At 60.7% G+C, this 18000-nt stretch carries 15 protein-coding genes; 9 read left to right on the forward strand and 6 right to left on the reverse strand.

Going from position 1 to position 18000, the window contains the following annotated elements; translation table 11 throughout:
- The first annotated feature begins 146 nt into the window (after positions 1-146).
- Positions 147-1142 (forward strand): diguanylate cyclase, encoded by a 996-nt coding sequence (locus EDF70_RS06810; RefSeq protein ID WP_132272621.1) that lies wholly within the window; start codon positions 147-149, stop codon positions 1140-1142.
- Between the two features lie 126 nt (positions 1143-1268).
- Here EDF70_RS06810 and EDF70_RS06815 read toward each other — a convergent pair whose 3' ends face one another.
- Positions 1269-3464, reverse strand: a complete 2196-nt coding sequence (locus EDF70_RS06815; protein WP_245519083.1) for a methyl-accepting chemotaxis protein — start codon at positions 3462-3464, stop codon at positions 1269-1271.
- A 286-nt stretch (positions 3465-3750) separates the two neighbouring features.
- On the opposite strand from EDF70_RS06815, the gene EDF70_RS06820 reads away from it, so the two are divergent.
- Positions 3751-3984 (forward strand): hypothetical protein, encoded by a 234-nt coding sequence (locus EDF70_RS06820; RefSeq protein WP_132272622.1) that lies wholly within the window; start codon positions 3751-3753, stop codon positions 3982-3984.
- Positions 3985-4012: 28 nt separating this feature from the next.
- Here the strand turns inward: EDF70_RS06820 and EDF70_RS06825 are convergent, their stop codons facing one another.
- The 5 genes from EDF70_RS06825 to mprF form a co-directional block, all read right to left on the reverse strand.
- Positions 4013-5239, reverse strand: a complete 1227-nt coding sequence (locus EDF70_RS06825) for a TIGR03862 family flavoprotein (RefSeq protein ID WP_245519084.1) — start codon at positions 5237-5239, stop codon at positions 4013-4015.
- Positions 5240-5244: 5 nt separating this feature from the next.
- Positions 5245-6450 carry an amidase gene (locus tag EDF70_RS06830; protein WP_132272623.1) on the reverse strand — a complete coding sequence of 402 codons (1206 nt, stop codon included), beginning with the start codon at positions 6448-6450 and terminating at the stop codon, positions 5245-5247.
- 30 nt (positions 6451-6480) lie between these two features.
- Positions 6481-7113, reverse strand: a complete 633-nt coding sequence (locus EDF70_RS06835; protein ID WP_132272624.1) for a TerC family protein — start codon at positions 7111-7113, stop codon at positions 6481-6483.
- 192 nt (positions 7114-7305) lie between these two features.
- A complete protein-coding gene (locus EDF70_RS06840) occupies positions 7306-8679 on the reverse strand; it encodes an AcvB/VirJ family lysyl-phosphatidylglycerol hydrolase (protein WP_132272625.1) in 1374 nt (457 codons plus the stop codon).
- Positions 8676-11228, reverse strand: coding sequence for a bifunctional lysylphosphatidylglycerol flippase/synthetase MprF (gene mprF / locus EDF70_RS06845; protein WP_245519133.1), 2553 nt, complete (start codon positions 11226-11228; stop codon positions 8676-8678). The genes EDF70_RS06840 and mprF overlap by 4 nt, the downstream gene beginning before the upstream one ends.
- Positions 11229-11276: 48 nt before the next feature.
- Between mprF and EDF70_RS06850 the strand changes: the two genes are divergently transcribed.
- The 7 genes from EDF70_RS06850 (at position 11277) to cheR (ending at position 17998) form a co-directional block, all read left to right on the forward strand.
- Positions 11277-11498, forward strand: a complete 222-nt coding sequence (locus EDF70_RS06850) for a hypothetical protein (RefSeq protein WP_132272626.1) — start codon at positions 11277-11279, stop codon at positions 11496-11498.
- A gap of 528 nt (positions 11499-12026) precedes the next feature.
- On the forward strand, positions 12027-13646 hold the full coding sequence (locus EDF70_RS06855; protein WP_132272627.1) for a globin-coupled sensor protein: 1620 nt from the start codon (positions 12027-12029) through the stop codon (positions 13644-13646).
- Positions 13647-13694: 48 nt separating this feature from the next.
- Positions 13695-13994, forward strand: a complete 300-nt coding sequence (locus EDF70_RS06860) for an STAS domain-containing protein (RefSeq protein WP_132272628.1) — start codon at positions 13695-13697, stop codon at positions 13992-13994.
- Positions 13991-14356, forward strand: coding sequence for a chemotaxis response regulator CheY1 (gene cheY1, locus EDF70_RS06865; RefSeq protein WP_112727556.1), 366 nt, complete (start codon positions 13991-13993; stop codon positions 14354-14356). Before EDF70_RS06860 ends, cheY1 begins: the two co-directional genes overlap by 4 nt.
- A 16-nt stretch (positions 14357-14372) precedes the next feature.
- Positions 14373-16595 (forward strand): chemotaxis protein CheA, encoded by a 2223-nt coding sequence (locus EDF70_RS06870; RefSeq protein ID WP_132272629.1) that lies wholly within the window; start codon positions 14373-14375, stop codon positions 16593-16595.
- 30 nt (positions 16596-16625) lie between these two features.
- Positions 16626-17093, forward strand: coding sequence for a chemotaxis protein CheW (locus EDF70_RS06875; RefSeq protein WP_132272630.1), 468 nt, complete (start codon positions 16626-16628; stop codon positions 17091-17093).
- Positions 17090-17998, forward strand: a complete 909-nt coding sequence (gene cheR, locus EDF70_RS06880) for a protein-glutamate O-methyltransferase CheR (RefSeq protein ID WP_132272631.1) — start codon at positions 17090-17092, stop codon at positions 17996-17998. Before EDF70_RS06875 ends, cheR begins: the two co-directional genes overlap by 4 nt.
- Positions 17999-18000: the final 2 nt, after the last annotated feature.

Raw genomic sequence — 18000 nt, forward strand, 5'->3', positions numbered from 1 at the left:
CTTCAATCACCGCGTGTATTTACTGTCGCAAGCCCACCAATTCCTTGATGACAAAGGCTTTTCCGGCAACGAAAACGCAATGTTTTTGCCGCATTCTGGCTTTTGATAAGCGCCGATATGATATCGGTGTGTGGGGAATGTCGTTCATGCAGAACAAATTGCGCTCTTCTCGCGCCCAGCCGGTCACCGGGCCGGACCACCACGCGCATAAAATCCTTCCGGCCAGCGCCTCAAATTCTGTGCAGTTCGATCGCCTTCAGGCCTTGTTCGACAGGTCGTTCAAGGCGGCCCGTGTGGGTATCTGGGAATGCACTCTGCCGGATCAGTCGATCACCTGGACCGATACCGTCTATGACCTGTTCGAGCTCGAGCCCGGTTCACCGCTGCTACGGCAGGATACGGTGGATATGTATAAGCCCGAATCCCGCCGGAAGTTGACGGAGCTTCGCAGTGCGGCCCTCTGCGAGGGCGATGGTTTTACGCTCGACGCGCAGATCATCACCGCCAAGGGCAATCTTCGCTGGATCCGCATCACCGCGATCGTGGAGAGGGAGGGGGGCAAGCCTGTCCGCATTTTTGGCATGAAGCAGGATATCACCGCGGAGAAGAACACGTTCGAGCATATCCGCAAGCTGGCCGAAACAGATGCGGTGACCGGGCTTGCGTCACGCATGAAGTTCGAAGCTGTTCTTGATGACGCGGTGGCCGGGCAGATGTCGAAGCCACAGGCATTGCTGCTTGTCGATCTGGATGGCTTCAAGGCCATCAACGATACGCTGGGCCACCAGGCCGGCGATGAATGCCTGAAGGATGCCGGACGCCGGATTGTCGAGGCGGCGCCGGCCGCGACCCTGATTGCCCGCCTGGGAGGTGACGAGTTCGCGATCATCCTGGAATGCAATAGTCCAGCCGCGCTCGAAGTCATCGGCAGGCGTATTGTCACCAATCTGGAATGCTGGGTTGGTTCCTATCCCGCCAAACTCAAGATCAGCGGTTCTGTCGGTGCGGCGCTGATCGTGCCGGGCATGCCGGCCAAGGATATTTTTGCAAGCGCCGACCGGGCGCTTTACGCCGTCAAGGCCAAGGGCAAGAACGGGCTTGAACTGTCGCTGAGTTCCGATCCGATGGCGGACGTGGCCTGATTTCTGAGAGGCTGTGCCTCGCAACATAGCGGCGAAGGGCCGTCATATTTTCCTGCATGTCTTCAATGGAAAAGGCCGGTGCAGCTTCCCGCACCGGCCTTATTTGTTGTGTCTGAATTATCCGGTTCAGCTGGCCAGAGCGTAATCGCCATAACCTGACTGTTGCCCGCGCGCTTCGTTGCCGACCTTGAAGCGGCCAATCATATGGGCGAGCGCCTCGGTCTCGTGCGCCAGGCCCTGTGCGGCGGCCGTGGTTTCTTCCACCATGGCGGCGTTCTGCTGCGTCACCTTGTCCATCTGGTCTGCGGCGGATGAGACTTCGCGCAGGCTGATGGCCTGTTCCTGGGCGCTCGATGCGATCTGGCCGATCGTCTGGCTCATGCCGAGAACCTGCTCGACGATCTTGCCGAGCGACGTGCCGGTCTCCTGCACCAGATGCACACCGGCACCGACCTGCGTCGAGGACAGGGAGATCAGTGTCTTGATCTCCTTGGCGGCCTGAGCCGAGCGCTGGGCGAGTTCACGCACTTCCTGCGCGACGACGGCAAAGCCCTTGCCGGCTTCGCCTGCGCGGGCAGCTTCGACGCCGGCATTCAGCGCCAGAAGGTTGGTCTGGAAAGCGATCTCGTCGATAACGCTGATGATGTTGCCGATCTTTGCAGACGAATCCTGGATCTCGGTCATTGCCGCGATGGCGCGCGAAACCACTTCGCCGCCCTTTTCGGCATCGCCGCGGGCCACGTTCACCGTCTTCTGCGCGGAGTTGGCGCCATCCGCGGTGTCGTTGACACCACGCGTGACCTCACCCAGAGCGGCAACCGTTTCTTCCAGCGAGGCGGCCTGCTGCTCGGTGCGGCGGGCCAGATCGTTGGAGGCTGTGGAGATTTCGCCAAGACCGGAGCGGATGGCATAAACGGCCTGCACCACATTGCCGATCGTATCTTCGAGCGAGGCGACCGACGTATTGAAATTCTGGCGGATCGTTTCGAATTCCGGCGCCAGCCTGTCGTTCATGCGCACGGTAAGGTCGCCGGATGCGAGAATGTCGAAACGGCTCTGCACGACTTCCACGAAGCGGCGCAGGTCTTCCGCCTTGGCATTTTCCAGGCTGCTACGCGCCTTGCGGTCGGCTTCCACCTGTTCCTGCAGGGCTTCCTGCTCGGCCTTCAGGGCATCGCCGCGGGCCAGCTGATGACGGAACTTTTCAAGCGCGGAGGTCAGGCTTCCCAGTTCATCGCGGGCGCCGTTTTCCGCGATCGGATCATGATAATTGCCGTTCGACATTTTCTGCACGGCGGAAAGAACGCTGTTCAGCGGCTTGCCGATCAGAATGCGGCTGGCGATCAGGATGACACCGAGTGTGACGGCAAGGATCAGCAGGCCGCCTATCACGGTATTGTAGATCTGGTGCCAGACGGGGGCTGAAAACACCGCAGCCGGCACGTCGAGAACAGCCGCCCAGGTCGTGTTCATGCCCGGCGCCGTGAAGGGATAGACAAGCCGGACGGAACCGTCGGGCATGCCGGAAAGCACCTTGATCTTGCCGTCCGCCAGCGCCTGCTTCACCGTATCGGCGCCCTGATCGGCATAGGCGTTCATCAGCTTGGACTGGTCCGGGTGCGTCAGCCATTTGCCGTTATTGGCCAGCAGCATCACGCTGCCGCCCTCGAACGGTTTCATCTGGCTGACCGTTGCGGTCAGGTCATCGAGCTTGATGTCGACGCCGGCCATGCCGAACAACGTGCCGTTGACGGTGACAGGCACGGAGACCGAAGTCACCAGCTTCTTCATGTTGGTCAGGTAGGGCGCGGTGATGACAGCCTTCTGAGACTTCAGCACGAGGCTGTAATATTCGTCTTCCGGCTTGATGGTCCAGGTGGAAAACTCCATCTGGCCGTTGTCGCCCTTGGTCCAGTAGGGGGTAAATATGCCCTCATTGTTCAAGCCGTCGCTGCCGACGGTTTTGATCGGGCTCTTGGCATCGATAAGTTCGCACATCCACACGCCGAAAATGCTCGGATATTGCGGTCCCACGCTCTTGAGCATGGCGACGATATCTGCCCGGCTTTTCGAGCCGTCGGCGATGATGCCGGAAAGGCTGGCGGCGAGCGTGCTGCCTGCCGAGGTTGCCTGGGTAATGTCGGTCGCGACACGCTGGCTGACGAGAGCGGCCTTTTCCGTCGCAAGTGCCATGACCTCGCTTTCGGTCTTGGCCTTGATGCTGATGACGTTGAAGGCGGTGTAGGCGATGAGGATGCTGGCGATTGCCGTGCCTGTCGCAAGTATCAGCTTGCCGGACACGGTCCTGAGTATCGAAGTCATGATGAAGTCCCCCAGATTTTCAGGGGAGAATGAACAATATTTATGAAAACTTTCCCAATTCCATCGAGGCGTTGAAATGTCTTGCGATTTCGCACCGGATGGTCGCGGGAGGTGCCTTCAGGATATCGTCGTGGCGGATCAGGACCGACACGTTGTCGCAGCGAAGCTGCCACTCATATGAGCCGCTTGACATAAAGCCTTCTCGGCGCAAGGCTGTGTGAACCGCGGGCAAGGTGCCGGCTCATCCGTCATTTGTCTCGACCCGCGGACAGGGAGGAGAATGCGTATGACATGGCAGATCGTGCTGAAGGACGGTTCCCGTCACGAGGTTTCCGGCGAAATCCATTTCGATACCGTGCGAGGCACAAAGCGCATTTGCCCAAGCCCGATTGTCGGCAGTAACGACATCCTCGTCCGCGCCGTCGAACAGCACGATATCGTGCTCGAATCGCCGCATGGCCATCATTACAAGGCTGCCGTCGAAATGGTCGAGGGCAAGTGGCGGGTTGTCGGGGTCTGACGACCACGCACCGAGCGGATAAAGCCCCTTACTGCGCCAGCCAGGCCTGCATTCCAAGTGCTGCTGCCTGGCCGGTGGCAAAACATGCCGTCAGCAGATAACCGCCGGTCGGCGCTTCCCAGTCCAGCATCTCGCCGGCCACGAACAGGCCGGGGAGGCGGCGCAGCATGAAATTGTCATCGACGGCATCGTGACGAATGCCGCCGGCCGACGAGATCGCCTCGGCGATCGGGCGCGGCGCGACCAGCGGAATGGGCAGTGCCTTTATCCGGGCGGCCAGTTTCTGCGGGTCGTTCAGCACGTCCGGCGCCGACAGTTCGCGCAGCAAGGCCGTCTTGACGCCATCGATGCCGGCGCCCTTGCGCATCCGGTTGGAAAAGCTCGCCTTGCGGTCCTGACGGGACAGATCGTTTGTGAGCCGCTCAAGGCTGCGGCCGGGCATCAGATCGAGCAGCAGCGCCGCTTTGCGGGTTTCGCTGAGATGCTCGCGCAAAGTGCCGGCATGCGCGTAAACGAGGCTGCCTTCGATGCCGTGGCGCGAAATCACGAATTCGCCGGGCAGGGCATCGTTGCCGGTGACGGATGCCGTCACCGACTTGACGGGTGCGCCGGCATTGCGCTCGCGAAAATGCTCGCTCCATGCAACATCGAAGCCGCAATTCGCGGGTGCAAAATCGGCAATCTCGACACCGCGGTCTCGGAGCCATGGCAACCATGCGGCATCGGAGCCGAGCCGTGGCCAGCTGGCGCCACCGAGCGCCAACAGAACCGCATCGGCCTCAATGGTTTTTGTGCCGTCTGGCGTTTCGATCAGCAGCGCGTCGCCGTCAAAGCCCGTCCAGCGATGCCGGGTGAGGATCTCGACACCCTGTTCGCGCAGACGCGCCACCCAGGCCCGCAACAGCGGCGAGGCTTTCATCGTGGTCGGAAACACCCGGCCGGATGAGCCGACGAAGGTTTCGGTGCCAAGTCCCGTTGCCCATGCACGCACATCGTCGGGCGTAAAAGCATCGAGCGATGTGCGCAGCCAATCGTTTGCTGCGCCATAGCGGGTGGAGAACCGGGAAAAATCTTCCGAATGGGTGATGTTGAGGCCGGACTTGCCGGCCAGCAGGAATTTGCGGGCAACCGTCGGCATCGCTTCGTAAACGGTGACGGCATGGCCGTTACGGGAGAGAACCTCTGCCGCCATAAGTCCGGCCGGACCACCGCCGATAATGGGAATGCGCTTGCCGCCAGTGTTCTCCATGCTCATGCCGTTCAAGCGCCGTGATGACCGGCGGCGCCCAGCACCGACCGCCCGAGCCTGATGAGCTGCATGTCACTGCCGTAAGGGCCAAGCAAGGAGAGACCGAAGGGCGCGCCATCGACGCTGCCGAGCGGAAGCGTGATCTGCGGGAAACCGGAGAGGCCGGACCAGCAGAGCAGACGCAGCGCCTGCTCGCGGTATGTCTGCAACGCATCATGGGCGAGGGTTTTGAGCGGTGCTGCGCCCGGAACGGTCGGCAGGACCAGAAAACCGTCATCGCCCAGCAGATCGCTCAGATAGCTGCGGAAAATGGCGCGTTTGGCAATCTCGTCGTCATAGGTCGCGGTGTCGATCTCGGCACCATAGGCGAAACGTTCCTTGACGCCGGGGCCAAGGCCGCGGTCGCTCTGCGAAATCCATGCACCATGCGCGGCCCATGCCTCATAGGCCTGGATTTTCCGGAACATCGTATAGAGGCTGTCGATATCGAAGGGGGGAGCGCTCGTGGTCGGTTGCGGCGCGCCGATCACCGGATAGGCACCATCCAGCATCCGACCATATTCGGCAGCTTCCGCCGGGCCAAGCAGCAGAGCGTCGAGAAGCGGTGCGGAAATAGCGCGACCAAGGTGGCCTCCAAAACCGTCTTTGCCCAGCAGCACATCGCCGACGGCCTCATAGGTGGCGGCGTCGCGGGCAAACCAGCCGAAGGTGTCGAGGCTTGGAGCGAGCGGCATGGCGCGGTCAAGCGGAATGCGGCCATGGCTGGTGCGCAGCCCGATCAGCCCGCAGAAACTGGCAGGCGCGCGGATCGAGCCGCCGGTGTCGGAACCGCAGGCAATATCGGCAAGGCCGGCGGCAACCGATGCGGCGGAACCGGAGGAAGATCCACCGGTAACACGGTCGGGGGCTGCGGAATTGACGGGAAAGGGAAAGTGGGCGTTCTGGCCCATCAGCGAAAAGGCAAGTTCGTCCGTCTGGGTCTTGCCGGCAAAGCTGGCGCCCGCATCGAACATCGCCTGCACCGCCGGCATGGTTGCCGTGGCGGGTTGCGCATTGTCGTAGATCTGCGGATTGCCGTTGCCGGTGCGGTCGCCGGCAAGGTCGAAAATATCCTTGACCGCCAGGCTCAAGCCGGAGAGCGGGCCGGACGCGGCAAAAGCCACATCCGGTTTCGGGCGGTCGAGGAAGGCGTTCATGGTATCCAGTGTCTTGGTCATGGGCGCCTTCCTTGTCAGCGTTTTATCGGGTCAGGCCATCCATTGCTGGATATAGGGCCACATCTGTTCCCAGCCGTGATAAAGCATCATGCCGGCAACATAGACGATGACGGCCAGACCGACATAGGCGATCCAGCGGTGGCGATGCAACAGGCGGGCCACGAAGTTGGCGGCAAGACCCATCAGCGCGATCGAGATGATGAGGCCGATGATGAGAACCGTCGGGTGGTCCTGCGCGGCACCGGCAACAGCCAGAACGTTGTCGAGCGACATCGAAACGTCGGCAATGACGATCTGCATCGCGGCCTGCGCAAACGTCTTCTTGACGCGGGTTTCGCCCGCTTCTGCCTCGGTTGCCGCATGTTCGGCATTGTGATCGGCCGAGCGCAGTTCGGTCCACATCTTCCAGCAGACCCAGGCCAGCAGAAGACCGCCGATGAACTGCAGACCGACAATGCCGAGCAGTTGGGCGGTGATGGCTGCAAAGCCTATACGCAGAACGGTTGCGGCAATGATACCGACCAGAATGGCCTTCTTGCGCTGTTCGGCCGGCAGGCCGGCGGCAGCAAGACCGATGACGATGGCGTTATCGCCTGCCAGAACCAGGTCGATGGCGATAACCTGCAAGAGAGCTGCAAATCCCGCAGCCGTAAAGATTTCCATTGTGTCTCGTACCCTCTCCTCTGGGAGGCCCGCGCGGGCCGCAAGCAGTCAAGATCGATTTGGCGCAGGCCCTAAAGCCGCACCTCGATCCATGCGTTTTTAAGTCAATGTGAGCTGTGAAACGCTACGATCACCGCTACATGACATTTCCGTGAGGATGGCAAGCGAAAACTTGCCGCAGAATGCGGCTTATCAAGGCTTCTGCGGCAGACGTGACTTCAATGCGGCAACGATGTGGTCGGCAAGGCCCTTGTAGTCCTCGTCGAAATGGTGGCCGCCTTCGATGGCAACCGTCGCAACGCCGGAAGCGGCAAGCGTCGGGCAGGGGTCCTCGTCATCATCGGTGCCATAGATGCATTGCACGATTTTCGGACTGATCTTTTTCAGATCCTCGACGCTGTCGCCGCCCTTGCCGTCACCGGCAACGCCCAGCCAGCCGGTCACCGAAATCTCGTAGTCGACTTCACGCGCCAGAGCGAGCAGCGACATCTGCACAACATGCGACTTCTGCTCCGGCTCCAGCAGATTGTAGGTGGCAGGCAGAACGGAGGCGCCGAAGGAATAGCCGATCAGGAGAACGTTCTTTACCTTCCATTCGCGCCGGTAGTTCTTGATGATGCGGTCGAGATCGTCGGCCACCTGCTGCGGCTTCAGCTCGGTCCAGAAGTAGCGCAGTGCATCCATGCCGACGACGGGAATACCCTCCGCCTGCAAAGCCGCCCCCACTTCGCTGTCGATGTCGCGCCAGCCGCCATCACCTGAATAGATGATCGCCATCGTGTCCAGTTTCGGTTCGGCATCGAGAATGGTCAGCGGCAGGCCAAGCGGCTGGCTGGTGTTGGCGGCCGCGTCTATGTGGTCGGAGAGCGTCGCTGACAGCGCCTCGTCGGCGGTCTTGTCGGTGTCGTTGAGGTCGATGTCGTTCCAGGCCTTTTCCAGTTCCTGCACATGCGCCTTTCCGGCGGCATCGGCCTGAGGTGTCGTCAGAACGGTGACCGGAGCCGGCAGCGGACCTTCGGTCAGCGCATAAACGATGCCGCCTTCGACCGGCGTCTTCACGGCCGGTGTGCAAAGCTGCCGCGTCAGCGGAACGCTCGCCACCGGATCGACGGCAATCGCCTCGTCGATGGTGGCGGGCGGGCTCTGCGCGATCATGGCAAGCACCAGACCGCCACCGGCACCGATGCCGGCCAGTATTGGACGGTGATAACTGCTGTTGCCGAGCGAGCGCTGCACCTGCTGGGCAAGCGACTCGATGTCGGAGATCATGTAGATGCAGTCCTGGGGATCTTTCGCAAGCGATGTCATGTAGCTCGGGAAATCGATGCCGACGACGACCGCGCCCTTTTCCGTCAGCGCCTGCGCCTGTTTTTCTTCCCGTTCGCCCCATCCCTTGGCGTCCGAAACGAGGAAAACGCTGGCGGTGACCGCACCGCTCGGCTTGAAGATATGCGGCGAGGGGATCAGGCCGCTATCGAGACTTGCTGGCGGCTGCTGTGCCGAGGCGGGCAGTGAAATACCGACGGCCAGAGCGGCAGAGACGATGCAGGTAACAAAACGGTTCATTTGCCGACCACTCCTCGAACGCCTCCACTGATGAGGAGGGTAACATCCATCAGCGCCAGCACGGCGCCGGTTCCACCTGAAACCGCCAGATAACGCGGCTGCCACAGCGGGTGGAATTTCGATTTGAACGCGCGAAGGCCCTTGAAGTTATAGAACCTTTCGCCGTGTTCGAACATCGTGCCGCCGATCCGGTCCCAGACCGGGGCGATCTCGCGCTTCGACATGCCCGAAAGCGGCGCCATGCCGAGATTGAAAACCTGGTATCCTTCGCCTTTCAGATATTCCAGCAGGCTGACGAACAGGAAATCCATCGACCCGCGCGGCGCATCCGGTGCAAAACGCATGATGTCGACTGTGCCTTCATGTTTGGTTTCGGTCACGAAGATCGTCGCAAAGGCGACGACACGACCTTCCTTGCGCAGCAGCGCAACCGGTTGTGCGGTGACATAATCATCATCGAAAGCGCCGAGCGAAAAGGTCTTTTCCCGCGTGTTGTGTTCCGACAGCCAGGCGTCGGAGACGGCGCGCAACTCGCCGAGAATGTTGACGACATCGGGCGGTGCGACGATCGAGAATTCCAGCCCCTCGCGTGCGCCCTTGCTGAGCGCCTGCCGCAGACCGGCAAGCTTGCCGCCCTTGAGCTCGAATGTCGGTAGCGTTACCGAGGCCATTTCGCCGAGCTTGAAGGCGCGCAGGCCCGCATCGGCGCAATAGGAAAGCAGGGCAGGGGAGACCTGATAGAGAACAGCACGGCCGCCGGCCGCACGGGCCGTCTCGACAAAACGCCAGATCAGTTCGGCCGTATCTTCATCCGCCCCGATCGGGTCACCCAGCGCGATCCATGAACGGCCCTGAATGCCGTACATGATGAAGGCCTTACCGCTGTCGGAAAACATCACGCGCTTGTCGCCCATGCGCACCAGATTGGCATCGGCGACATTCTGGGTGCCGGCAATCGCCACGGCACGCTCCAGATCTTCCGGCAGCACTTTTTCCGGCCGGCTGAAGGCGGGCCGCAGCAGGCTGAAGAAGGCAATGGCCGAGGCGGCAATCGTCAGCGCCAGCAGCGCGCGCAGGCTGCGCGGCGCTTCCTCGTTGAACTCGAACTGCCACCAGAGTTCCCGGCTGTAATCGACATCGCGATAGACGAAGAACAGGATGGTGATGGCGCTGGCGATGATGACGAGAAGGGCTGCGAGCCATGCCGGGCTGAGCGCCTGGCCGAACAGCGACGCCGGCCGGTTGAAGCGCTTGACGTTGAGGATCATCGCGAAAATGAAGATGGCCAGAACCGTTGCTTCCACCACGGCAATGCCCTTGAGGAAGGCAAGGACAAAGGCGGCGCTGGCCGAAATCAGGGCAACCCACCAGGCGCCGTCCAGTCGCTGGCCAAGACCACGCGAAGCAATGGCAAGGATCAGGCCGAGCAGGCTGGAAAACAGATGCGCGCCTTCGATGACCGGCAGAGGCAGGAAGCCGGACAGGAAATCGAGATTGGTGTCCGGCGTCGGTGTCACGCTCGAAAAGATCAGCATGGCGCCGAGGATGAGGCCATAGGCGGAGAGCAGATGCGGCGCCAGCCGCACGGCGAGATTGCCGATATCGTTGGCGACCGGATGCTGCATCGCCTCGCGCAATTCTGCACCGACGACCAGAAGCACGGCGATCACCAGCGGCAGAACATGATAGATCATGCGATAGAGAACGAGGCTGCCGAGCAGGACATCGATGCTGATCGCATTGCCGAGCGCACCGAGCATGACGGTTTCGAACACGCCGAGGCCGGCCGGCACGTGGCTCAGCACGCCAAGGCCGACGGCGGTGGCATAGATCGCGAAGAAGGTCGGCCAACCGACATTGGTCTCCGGCAGCAGCACGTAGAGAACCGAAGCCGACGCGGCGATGTCGAGCGCGGTGATCAGAAACTGGCGCGACGAGGTCAGGGTGTCGGGCAGACGCAGTTTCAGCTTGCCAATGGCAATCACGCGGCCGTTGCGGCCAAGGATCAGCACGCCGACCAGAACTGCGATGACCGCCAGCGCAATCAGCCGCAGGATGTCGGCATCCATGCCGGCGACACTTGCCAGCCGCGGCGCGGTGACAAGGGCCGAAAGCGCGCTGACCGCCAGAAGCCCGATGCCGAATGCCAACGTGACGAATGCGATGACACGGGCGATTTCTTCCGGTGTCAGGCCAAGCCGCGAATAGGTGCGGAAACGGATGGCGCCGCCGCTCAATGCACCGAAGCCTGCCGTGTTGCCGATTGCATAGGCGCTGAACGCCGTCATGGCGACGGGCGCCGTCGGCAGCTTTCGGCCGATAAAATCCAGTGCGTTGAGATCGTAGCAGATCAGCGCGGCAAAACTGATGCCGGTAAACAGCACCGCCAGCGCAACGGAGGTCCACGTCGTCTGCGACAGTGCCTCGAGCACTTCGTCGTAACGAACCTCGTGGGTGAGGTTATAGGCTGCAAACGTCATCAGGCCGAACACGGCGATCATGGCGATGGATGCAAGATAGACCTTGAACCGAAGCAGCGCCGCCAACAGCGGGTGACGTTCGGTTTCGTCGGTGACGGGTATATCTGAAGGTATCACATGAGCACCTGGGTGGAAGGCCGCGCTACTTACCGTCGTTATCCGATCGGAAATAGAGCGCAAGCCATCCGCGTCCAATCAGGCGGAATTTCGACCGTTGAACTCGACAAATCGGCCGCACGGATGATGATTCATCTGCAGAGCGATGCCGCAATATGCCTGATGACGGTTTTGCTCAGAGAATTTTACGTGGCACGAGGGCACGTTTCTGATCCATCCTGAGAATTTGCAGCATTGCAACCAGGATTGTGATAGAAATAAACATTGCGCATGCTTGAAGAACAATCATTGCTCTCTCTCCGAAGGCGGTCATGGCCGTGGCATGCTGTAGTATTGCACGCCAAGCTTGCTCGAAGCTGACGTATTTACACTTGGGAATTTTATCCGAGCATCTGTCGGTCCAAGTTTACGTATAAAACACCCCGCCGTTCCACGGTTTATTAACCTTCGGGCAAGGAATTAACCATACATATGAAAGCACACGGCGAAATGGCCGGACGTGCGTCCGACCGTCAGGCATGAAGCCGCCGACGTTGTACCGGTTTCGATCCGGTATCCATCATGACATTGCGAAAAGCTGGAAGGCTGGAACGTGAGGCCGCTGCGGAGTTCAACCGTGCGCCGGGTTTCAGCGGGTTCATCTTTTGTAAGGCTGGCTCGAAGCAGGGGGCTCGGGCAGGCCGGCAATGACGAAACAGAGGTTTTTTCATTCAATTCCGGCCATGCCGGAACATTATCGGGGACTGAATTTTGGGGCACGATACGCCAACGGATCAGGCGAAAAGCGCACAGGCGGGCAGCCTGCGTGATCGCCTTGCCTTTGCCGGCCTCGATGCCCAGCAATGCGATCTGCTGCGCCGTTTTCGTCCTCAACTCGAGGAGCAGCTGAAAACCGGCCTGCGCGATCTCTTCCATCGTTTCCAGTCTTTCCCCGATTCCGCCCGCAATTTCGAGAACGAACGCCAGCTCGATCGTCTGCACGACCTGCAGGCCTCGCACTGGAGTGTTTTGACCGATGCCCGCTTCGATGCGCTTTACGCCGAGCGGGTAAAAGTTCTGTCCGACGCCGAAAGCCGCATGGGGCTCGATCCCCGCTGGCACGTTGCCGGCCATGCGGTCATGCTTGAACATCTGGTCGCAGCACTCGTCGAGCAGATCGGCGCAAAGTCGCTGCTGCCGGGTGCACGTCGCCGCGATCAGGAAATTTCTGAAGCCATCACCGCCGTCATCCGTCTCGTAATGGTCGATGTCGAGATCGCGGTTTCGCTGCGCTTCAACGAATTGCGCCAGCGCCACCAGCGCACGGCACTGGAACAGCGCAAGGCCGATCAGGCCCAGGCTATCGATACCTTTTTCGATTTTGCCTCCGCCCTCTCCGTGAACGACCTGACCACCCGTATCGAAGGCGAAGTGCCGGACGTCTATTCGGAACTGGCCGGCATTCTCAATCAGGCCGCCGAGGCGATGCGCACCGCCATTGAGACCGTCGGCGACAAGATGAAGCGTATCGATGCGCTGTCGTCCGGCCTCATCGCCAATGCCCGCACCGTTGCCGGCGAAACGGCAGAACATGCCCGCAATCTCGCCGATACGTCCGGCCAGCTGCAGGAACTGACGATCCGTTTCCGCGATACCGCCACCCGCACGGTCGCTGCCGAAAAGGCCGCAACCGAAACCCGCAAGTCGGTCGAGCAGAGCGGCGAGATCGTCGGTCGCGCCATCAACGCCATGACCGATATCGAAAACTCGGCGGAAAAGATCGGCGAGATCATCGGCGTCATCGACGAGATCGCCTTCCAGACCAATCTTCTGGCGCTTAATGCCGGCATCGAGGCGGCGCGTGCCGGTGATAGCGGCCGCGGTTTTGCGGTCGTCGCCCAGGAAGTCCGCGCCCTTGCCCAGCGTTCCGCCGATGCTGCGCGCGAAATCAAGACGCTGGTCACCGGCACCAAGGCTCAGGTCGGCGCCGGCGTCGACATGGTCCACCGCACGCAGGATGCCATTGCCGGCATCGTCCGTCAGGTTTCCGACATCAACGGCAGCATTGCCGGCATTGCGGAAGACAGCGGCGAGCAGGTCCAGTGTCTCGCCCGTGTTTCCGGCGAGGTCGGCGAGATCGGCAACCGTGTTTCAGCAACCGCCGACATTGCCCATCGTTCCGGTGAAAACGCCGACGAACTGCATACCGTCATTCTCGAACTCGGCCAGACGATCCGCGAATTCCGCATCGCCCGTCAGGCTCACGAGACGGCTCACCGCCAGTCGCCGCGCATCCAGGTGCAGCAGGGCGCAGGCGAGGCCGACGAGCAAGAATACCATAACCCGGTGCATCAACTGTTTTCGGCGCAGCTCGCCGGATTCAGGGCCTGATGTGCTGAAAATCGATTTTCTTTTTATGCCAACGACAAGGATCGGCTGATGGCGAGCAAGAAAGCAGACAAGGGGAGCCTCAAGCTGGTTCCCATACTCGACCTCAACGAGGCGTCGGTCCTGCATGGCCAGTTGACCAACATGCGCGGCAACGACGTCAAGATCGACGCATCCGAAGTCGAGCGCGTCGGCGTTCAGTGCGTTCAGGTTCTTCTGGCTGCGGCCAAGACCTGGGAAGCCGACAGCAAGAATTTCGTCTTCGAAAAGGTTTCGGAGGCATTTGAAAAGACGATGCAGCTTATCGGCATCAACATTGACCATCTACTCGCCAAGGAGATCCGGCAGTGAAGAAAAAAGTCCTGACAGTGGATGATTCCAGAACGATCCGGAACATGCTTCTGGTCACCCTCAACAATGCCGGTTTCGAAACCATCCAGGCTGAAGACGGCGTCGAAGGCCTCGAAGTCCTCGAAGGCTGCAACCCGGATGTCATCGTCACCGACATCAACATGCCCCGTCTCGACGGTTTTGGCTTCATCGAAGGCGTTCGCCGCAACGAGAAGTACCGCGCCATTCCGATCCTGGTCCTGACCACGGAAAGCGATGCGGAAAAGAAGAACCGCGCCCGCCAGGCCGGTGCGACAGGCTGGATCGTCAAGCCTTTCGACCCTGCCAAACTGATCGATGCCATTGAGCGTGTAACCGCCTGATACGGGAATTCCTGAAATGGATATGAACGAAATCAAAGAGATCTTCTTCCAGGAGTGCGAAGAGCAGCTCGCTGAACTGGAATCCGGTCTTCTCAAGCTGAATGACGGCGACCGCGACCCGGAAACGGTCAACGCAGTGTTCCGTGCCGTCCACTCGATCAAGGGCGGCGCCGGCGCGTTCGGCCTCGACGACCTGGTTTCGTTCGCACACGTTTTCGAGACCACTCTCGACTGCGTGCGCTCCAACAAGCTGGAGCCCAATCAGGACGTTCTGAAAGTCATGCTCAAGTCGGCCGACGTGCTCGCCGACCTGGTCACCTGCTCGCGTGATGGCGGCAGCGTCGAGGACAGCCGTACCCGTGGTCTGGTCAAGGAACTGGAAGCGCTGGCCAAGGGTGAAATGCCCAGCGGCGGTGCTGCCGAAGCGCCGAAGCCGGCTGCAGCAGCTCCTGCCGCGGTCGCTCCGACCGACGACAGCGGCTTCCAGCCGATCCCCTTCTCCTTCGACGACGATTTCGGCGGCGATGATGACGGCAAGTCGGTCTTCGAAGTCACCTTCAAGCCGCGTCGCGACCTGTTCTCCAAGGGCAATGAAGCCGCTCTCTTGCTGCGCGACCTATCGCGCCTCGGCGACATGGCCATCAACTGCGACACCGACGCACTGCCCGCACTTGAAGCGATGGACCCGGAGGAAACCTATTTCTCCTGGACGATTTCGCTCACCACCGACAAGACCGAGCAGGACATCCGTGCCGTTTTCGAATTTGCCGAATGGGATTGCGATCTCGAGGTGAACGAAGTCGCAGCGCAGGCCGCTGAAGAACTGCCGATGGTTCCGGTACCGTTCGATCTCTCGGCTCTCGATGACGAGCCGGCTGTAGCCCCGGCCGCCGCCGCAGAAGCGCCGGCAGATGCCAAGCTTGCTGCCGCTGCTGCCCGCGTCGAAAAGAAGGAAGCCGCAGCCGCTCCGGCTGCCGCTGCCAACAACGCTGCCGCTGCCGCCAATGCTGCAGGCCAGACGATCCGCGTCGATCTCGATCGCGTTGACCGCCTGATCAACCTCGTCGGCGAGCTGGTCATCAACCAGGCCATGCTGTCGCAGAGCGTTGTCGAAAACGATGCGAGCGGCACATCCGCCGTCAACATGGGTCTCGAAGAGCTGCAGCAGCTCACCCGCGAGATCCAGGACTCGGTCATGGCCATCCGCGCACAGCCGGTAAAGCCGGTCTTCCAGCGCATGTCGCGTATCGTTCGCGAAGTCGCCGACATGGTCGGCAAGTCGATCCGCCTCGTCACCGAAGGTGAAAACACCGAAGTCGACAAGACGGTCATCGACAAGATCGCCGAGCCTCTGACCCACATGATCCGTAATGCCGTCGACCACGGCATCGAAAGCCCGGAAAAGCGCGAGGCTGCCGGCAAGGATCCGGAAGGCACGATCAAGCTGTCCGCAAAACATCGTTCGGGCCGCATCCTGATCGAACTGATCGACGATGGCGGCGGTATCAACCGCGAGCGCGTCCGTCAGAAGGCCATCGACAACGACCTGATCTCGCCGGACGCCAACCTGTCCGACGAGGAAATCGACAACCTTATCTTCGCACCGGGCTTCTCGACCGCCGACAAGATTTCGGACATTTCCGGCCGTGGCGTCGGCATGGACGTGGTCAAGCGTTCGATCCAGGCACTCGGCGGCCGTATCTCGATCTCGTCGCGTCCGGGCCTCGGCTCGACCTTCACCATGAGCCTGCCGCTGACGCTCGCCGTCCTCGACGGCATGGTCGTCACCGTTGCCGGCCAGACGCTGGTCGTGCCGTTGACGGCAATCGTCGAAACGCTGCAGCCGGAAGCATCCGCGATCCATTCGTTCGGTGCCAACCAGCGCCTGATCTCGATCCGCAACTCCTTCTGCCCGCTGGTCGATGTCGGTCGCATCCTCAACTTCCGCTCCACCCAGGCAAACCCCGTCGAAGGCGTGGCGCTGCTGGTGGAATCGGAAGGCGGCGGTCAGCGCGCCCTCATGGTCGATGCCATCCAGGGTCAGCGTCAGGTCGTCATCAAGTCGCTCGAAGCCAACTACACCCACGTTCCGGGCATCGCTGCCGCAACCATCCTGGGTGATGGTCGCGTCGCGCTCATCCTTGACGTCGATGCCGTTGTTGGCGCTTCGCGCGGTCAGTCGATGAAACAGGACGGTGGTGCCCTCAAGGCCGACGTGTCGCTGGCAGCGGCAGGTTGATAGAAAAGCCTCAAGAGACGGAAACGTAACATGTCGTATATCGTAAAAAATCTTGCTCAAGGTGACCGGGAACTCATCGCGTTCCGTGTCGGCGATCAGGAATTTTGCGTGAATGTCATGGCGGTACGCGAAATCCGCGGCTGGACGAAAGCCACGTCCATGCCGCACGCGCCCTCCTATGTCATCGGCGTGATCAACTTGCGCGGCGCAGTGCTGCCGATCGTGGATTTTTCCGCGCGTCTCGGCATGCGCAAAACCGAACCGACCCCGCGCCACGTCATCATCGTGTCGCAGGTCGGTTCGCGCATCGTCGGTCTTCTCGTCGAGGCTGTTTCGGACATCTTGACCGTGACCGAAGACAATATCCAGGCCGTGCCGGAAGTGGCGTCCAGCCTGGTGAAGCAATATGCGCGGGGCATTCTCGCGATCGACAAACGCATGATCTGCATGATCGAACTTGATTCACTGTTCCCCGAGAACGAAAGCGAAGCCGCATGAAGGCGATGAGCGCCATTGACAGCCGGCAGTCCCCGGACGAAATCCTTGCCAGCGGAGAATATCCGCTGTCGCGCAAGGATCTCGCCGATATTGCGGCTATGATCTATGCCGATGCAGGTATCTACCTGAACGACTCCAAGGCGTCGCTGGTGTATTCGCGTCTGTCGAAGCACATTCGCAACCTCGGATTGAGCGGTTTCCGGGAATATTGCGCGCTGGTATCCTCTCAGGAGGGCGCAGGTGCGCGGCGTGAGATGCTGTCGCATCTGACCACCAACTTCACCCGCTTCTTCCGCGAAAACCACCATTTCGAGCATCTGCGCGACGAGGTCCTTCCGGGCCTGCTGAACCGCGCCCGCTCGGGTGGCCGCGTCCGCATCTGGTCGGCCGCGTGCTCCGATGGACAGGAACCCTATTCGATCGCGCTGACGGTTCTCGCCATGATGCCGAATGCGGCCGATTACGATTTCCGCATTCTGGCCACCGATATCGACCCGAAGATTCTCGCTCAGGCACGCGCTGGCGTCTATGACGAAAACGCGCTGGAAACGGTGTCTCCGGCCATGCGCAAGCAATGGTTCCGCGAAGTCGATGCCGGCGGCCGTCGCAAGTTTCAGGTCGACGATCGCGTCAAGAAGCTCATTACCTTCAACGAATTGAACCTGATGGCGCAGTGGCCGTTCAAGGGCAATTTCGACGTCATCTTCTGCCGTAACGTGGTGATATATTTCGATGAACCGACGCAGATGAAGATCTGGTCGCGTTTTGCAAGCCTGCTTCCGGATGCCGGCCATCTCTACATTGGTCATTCCGAGCGTGTGTCGGGTGATAGCAAGAATCTCTTCGATAACATCGGAATAACGACTTACCGCTATATTGGTAAGTCCGCAGGAAGGAGAGCCTAAGT

Origin of the sequence: Neorhizobium sp. JUb45, assembly GCF_004343585.1 — a bacterium.
Taxonomy (GTDB): Bacteria; Pseudomonadota; Alphaproteobacteria; order Rhizobiales; family Rhizobiaceae; genus Neorhizobium.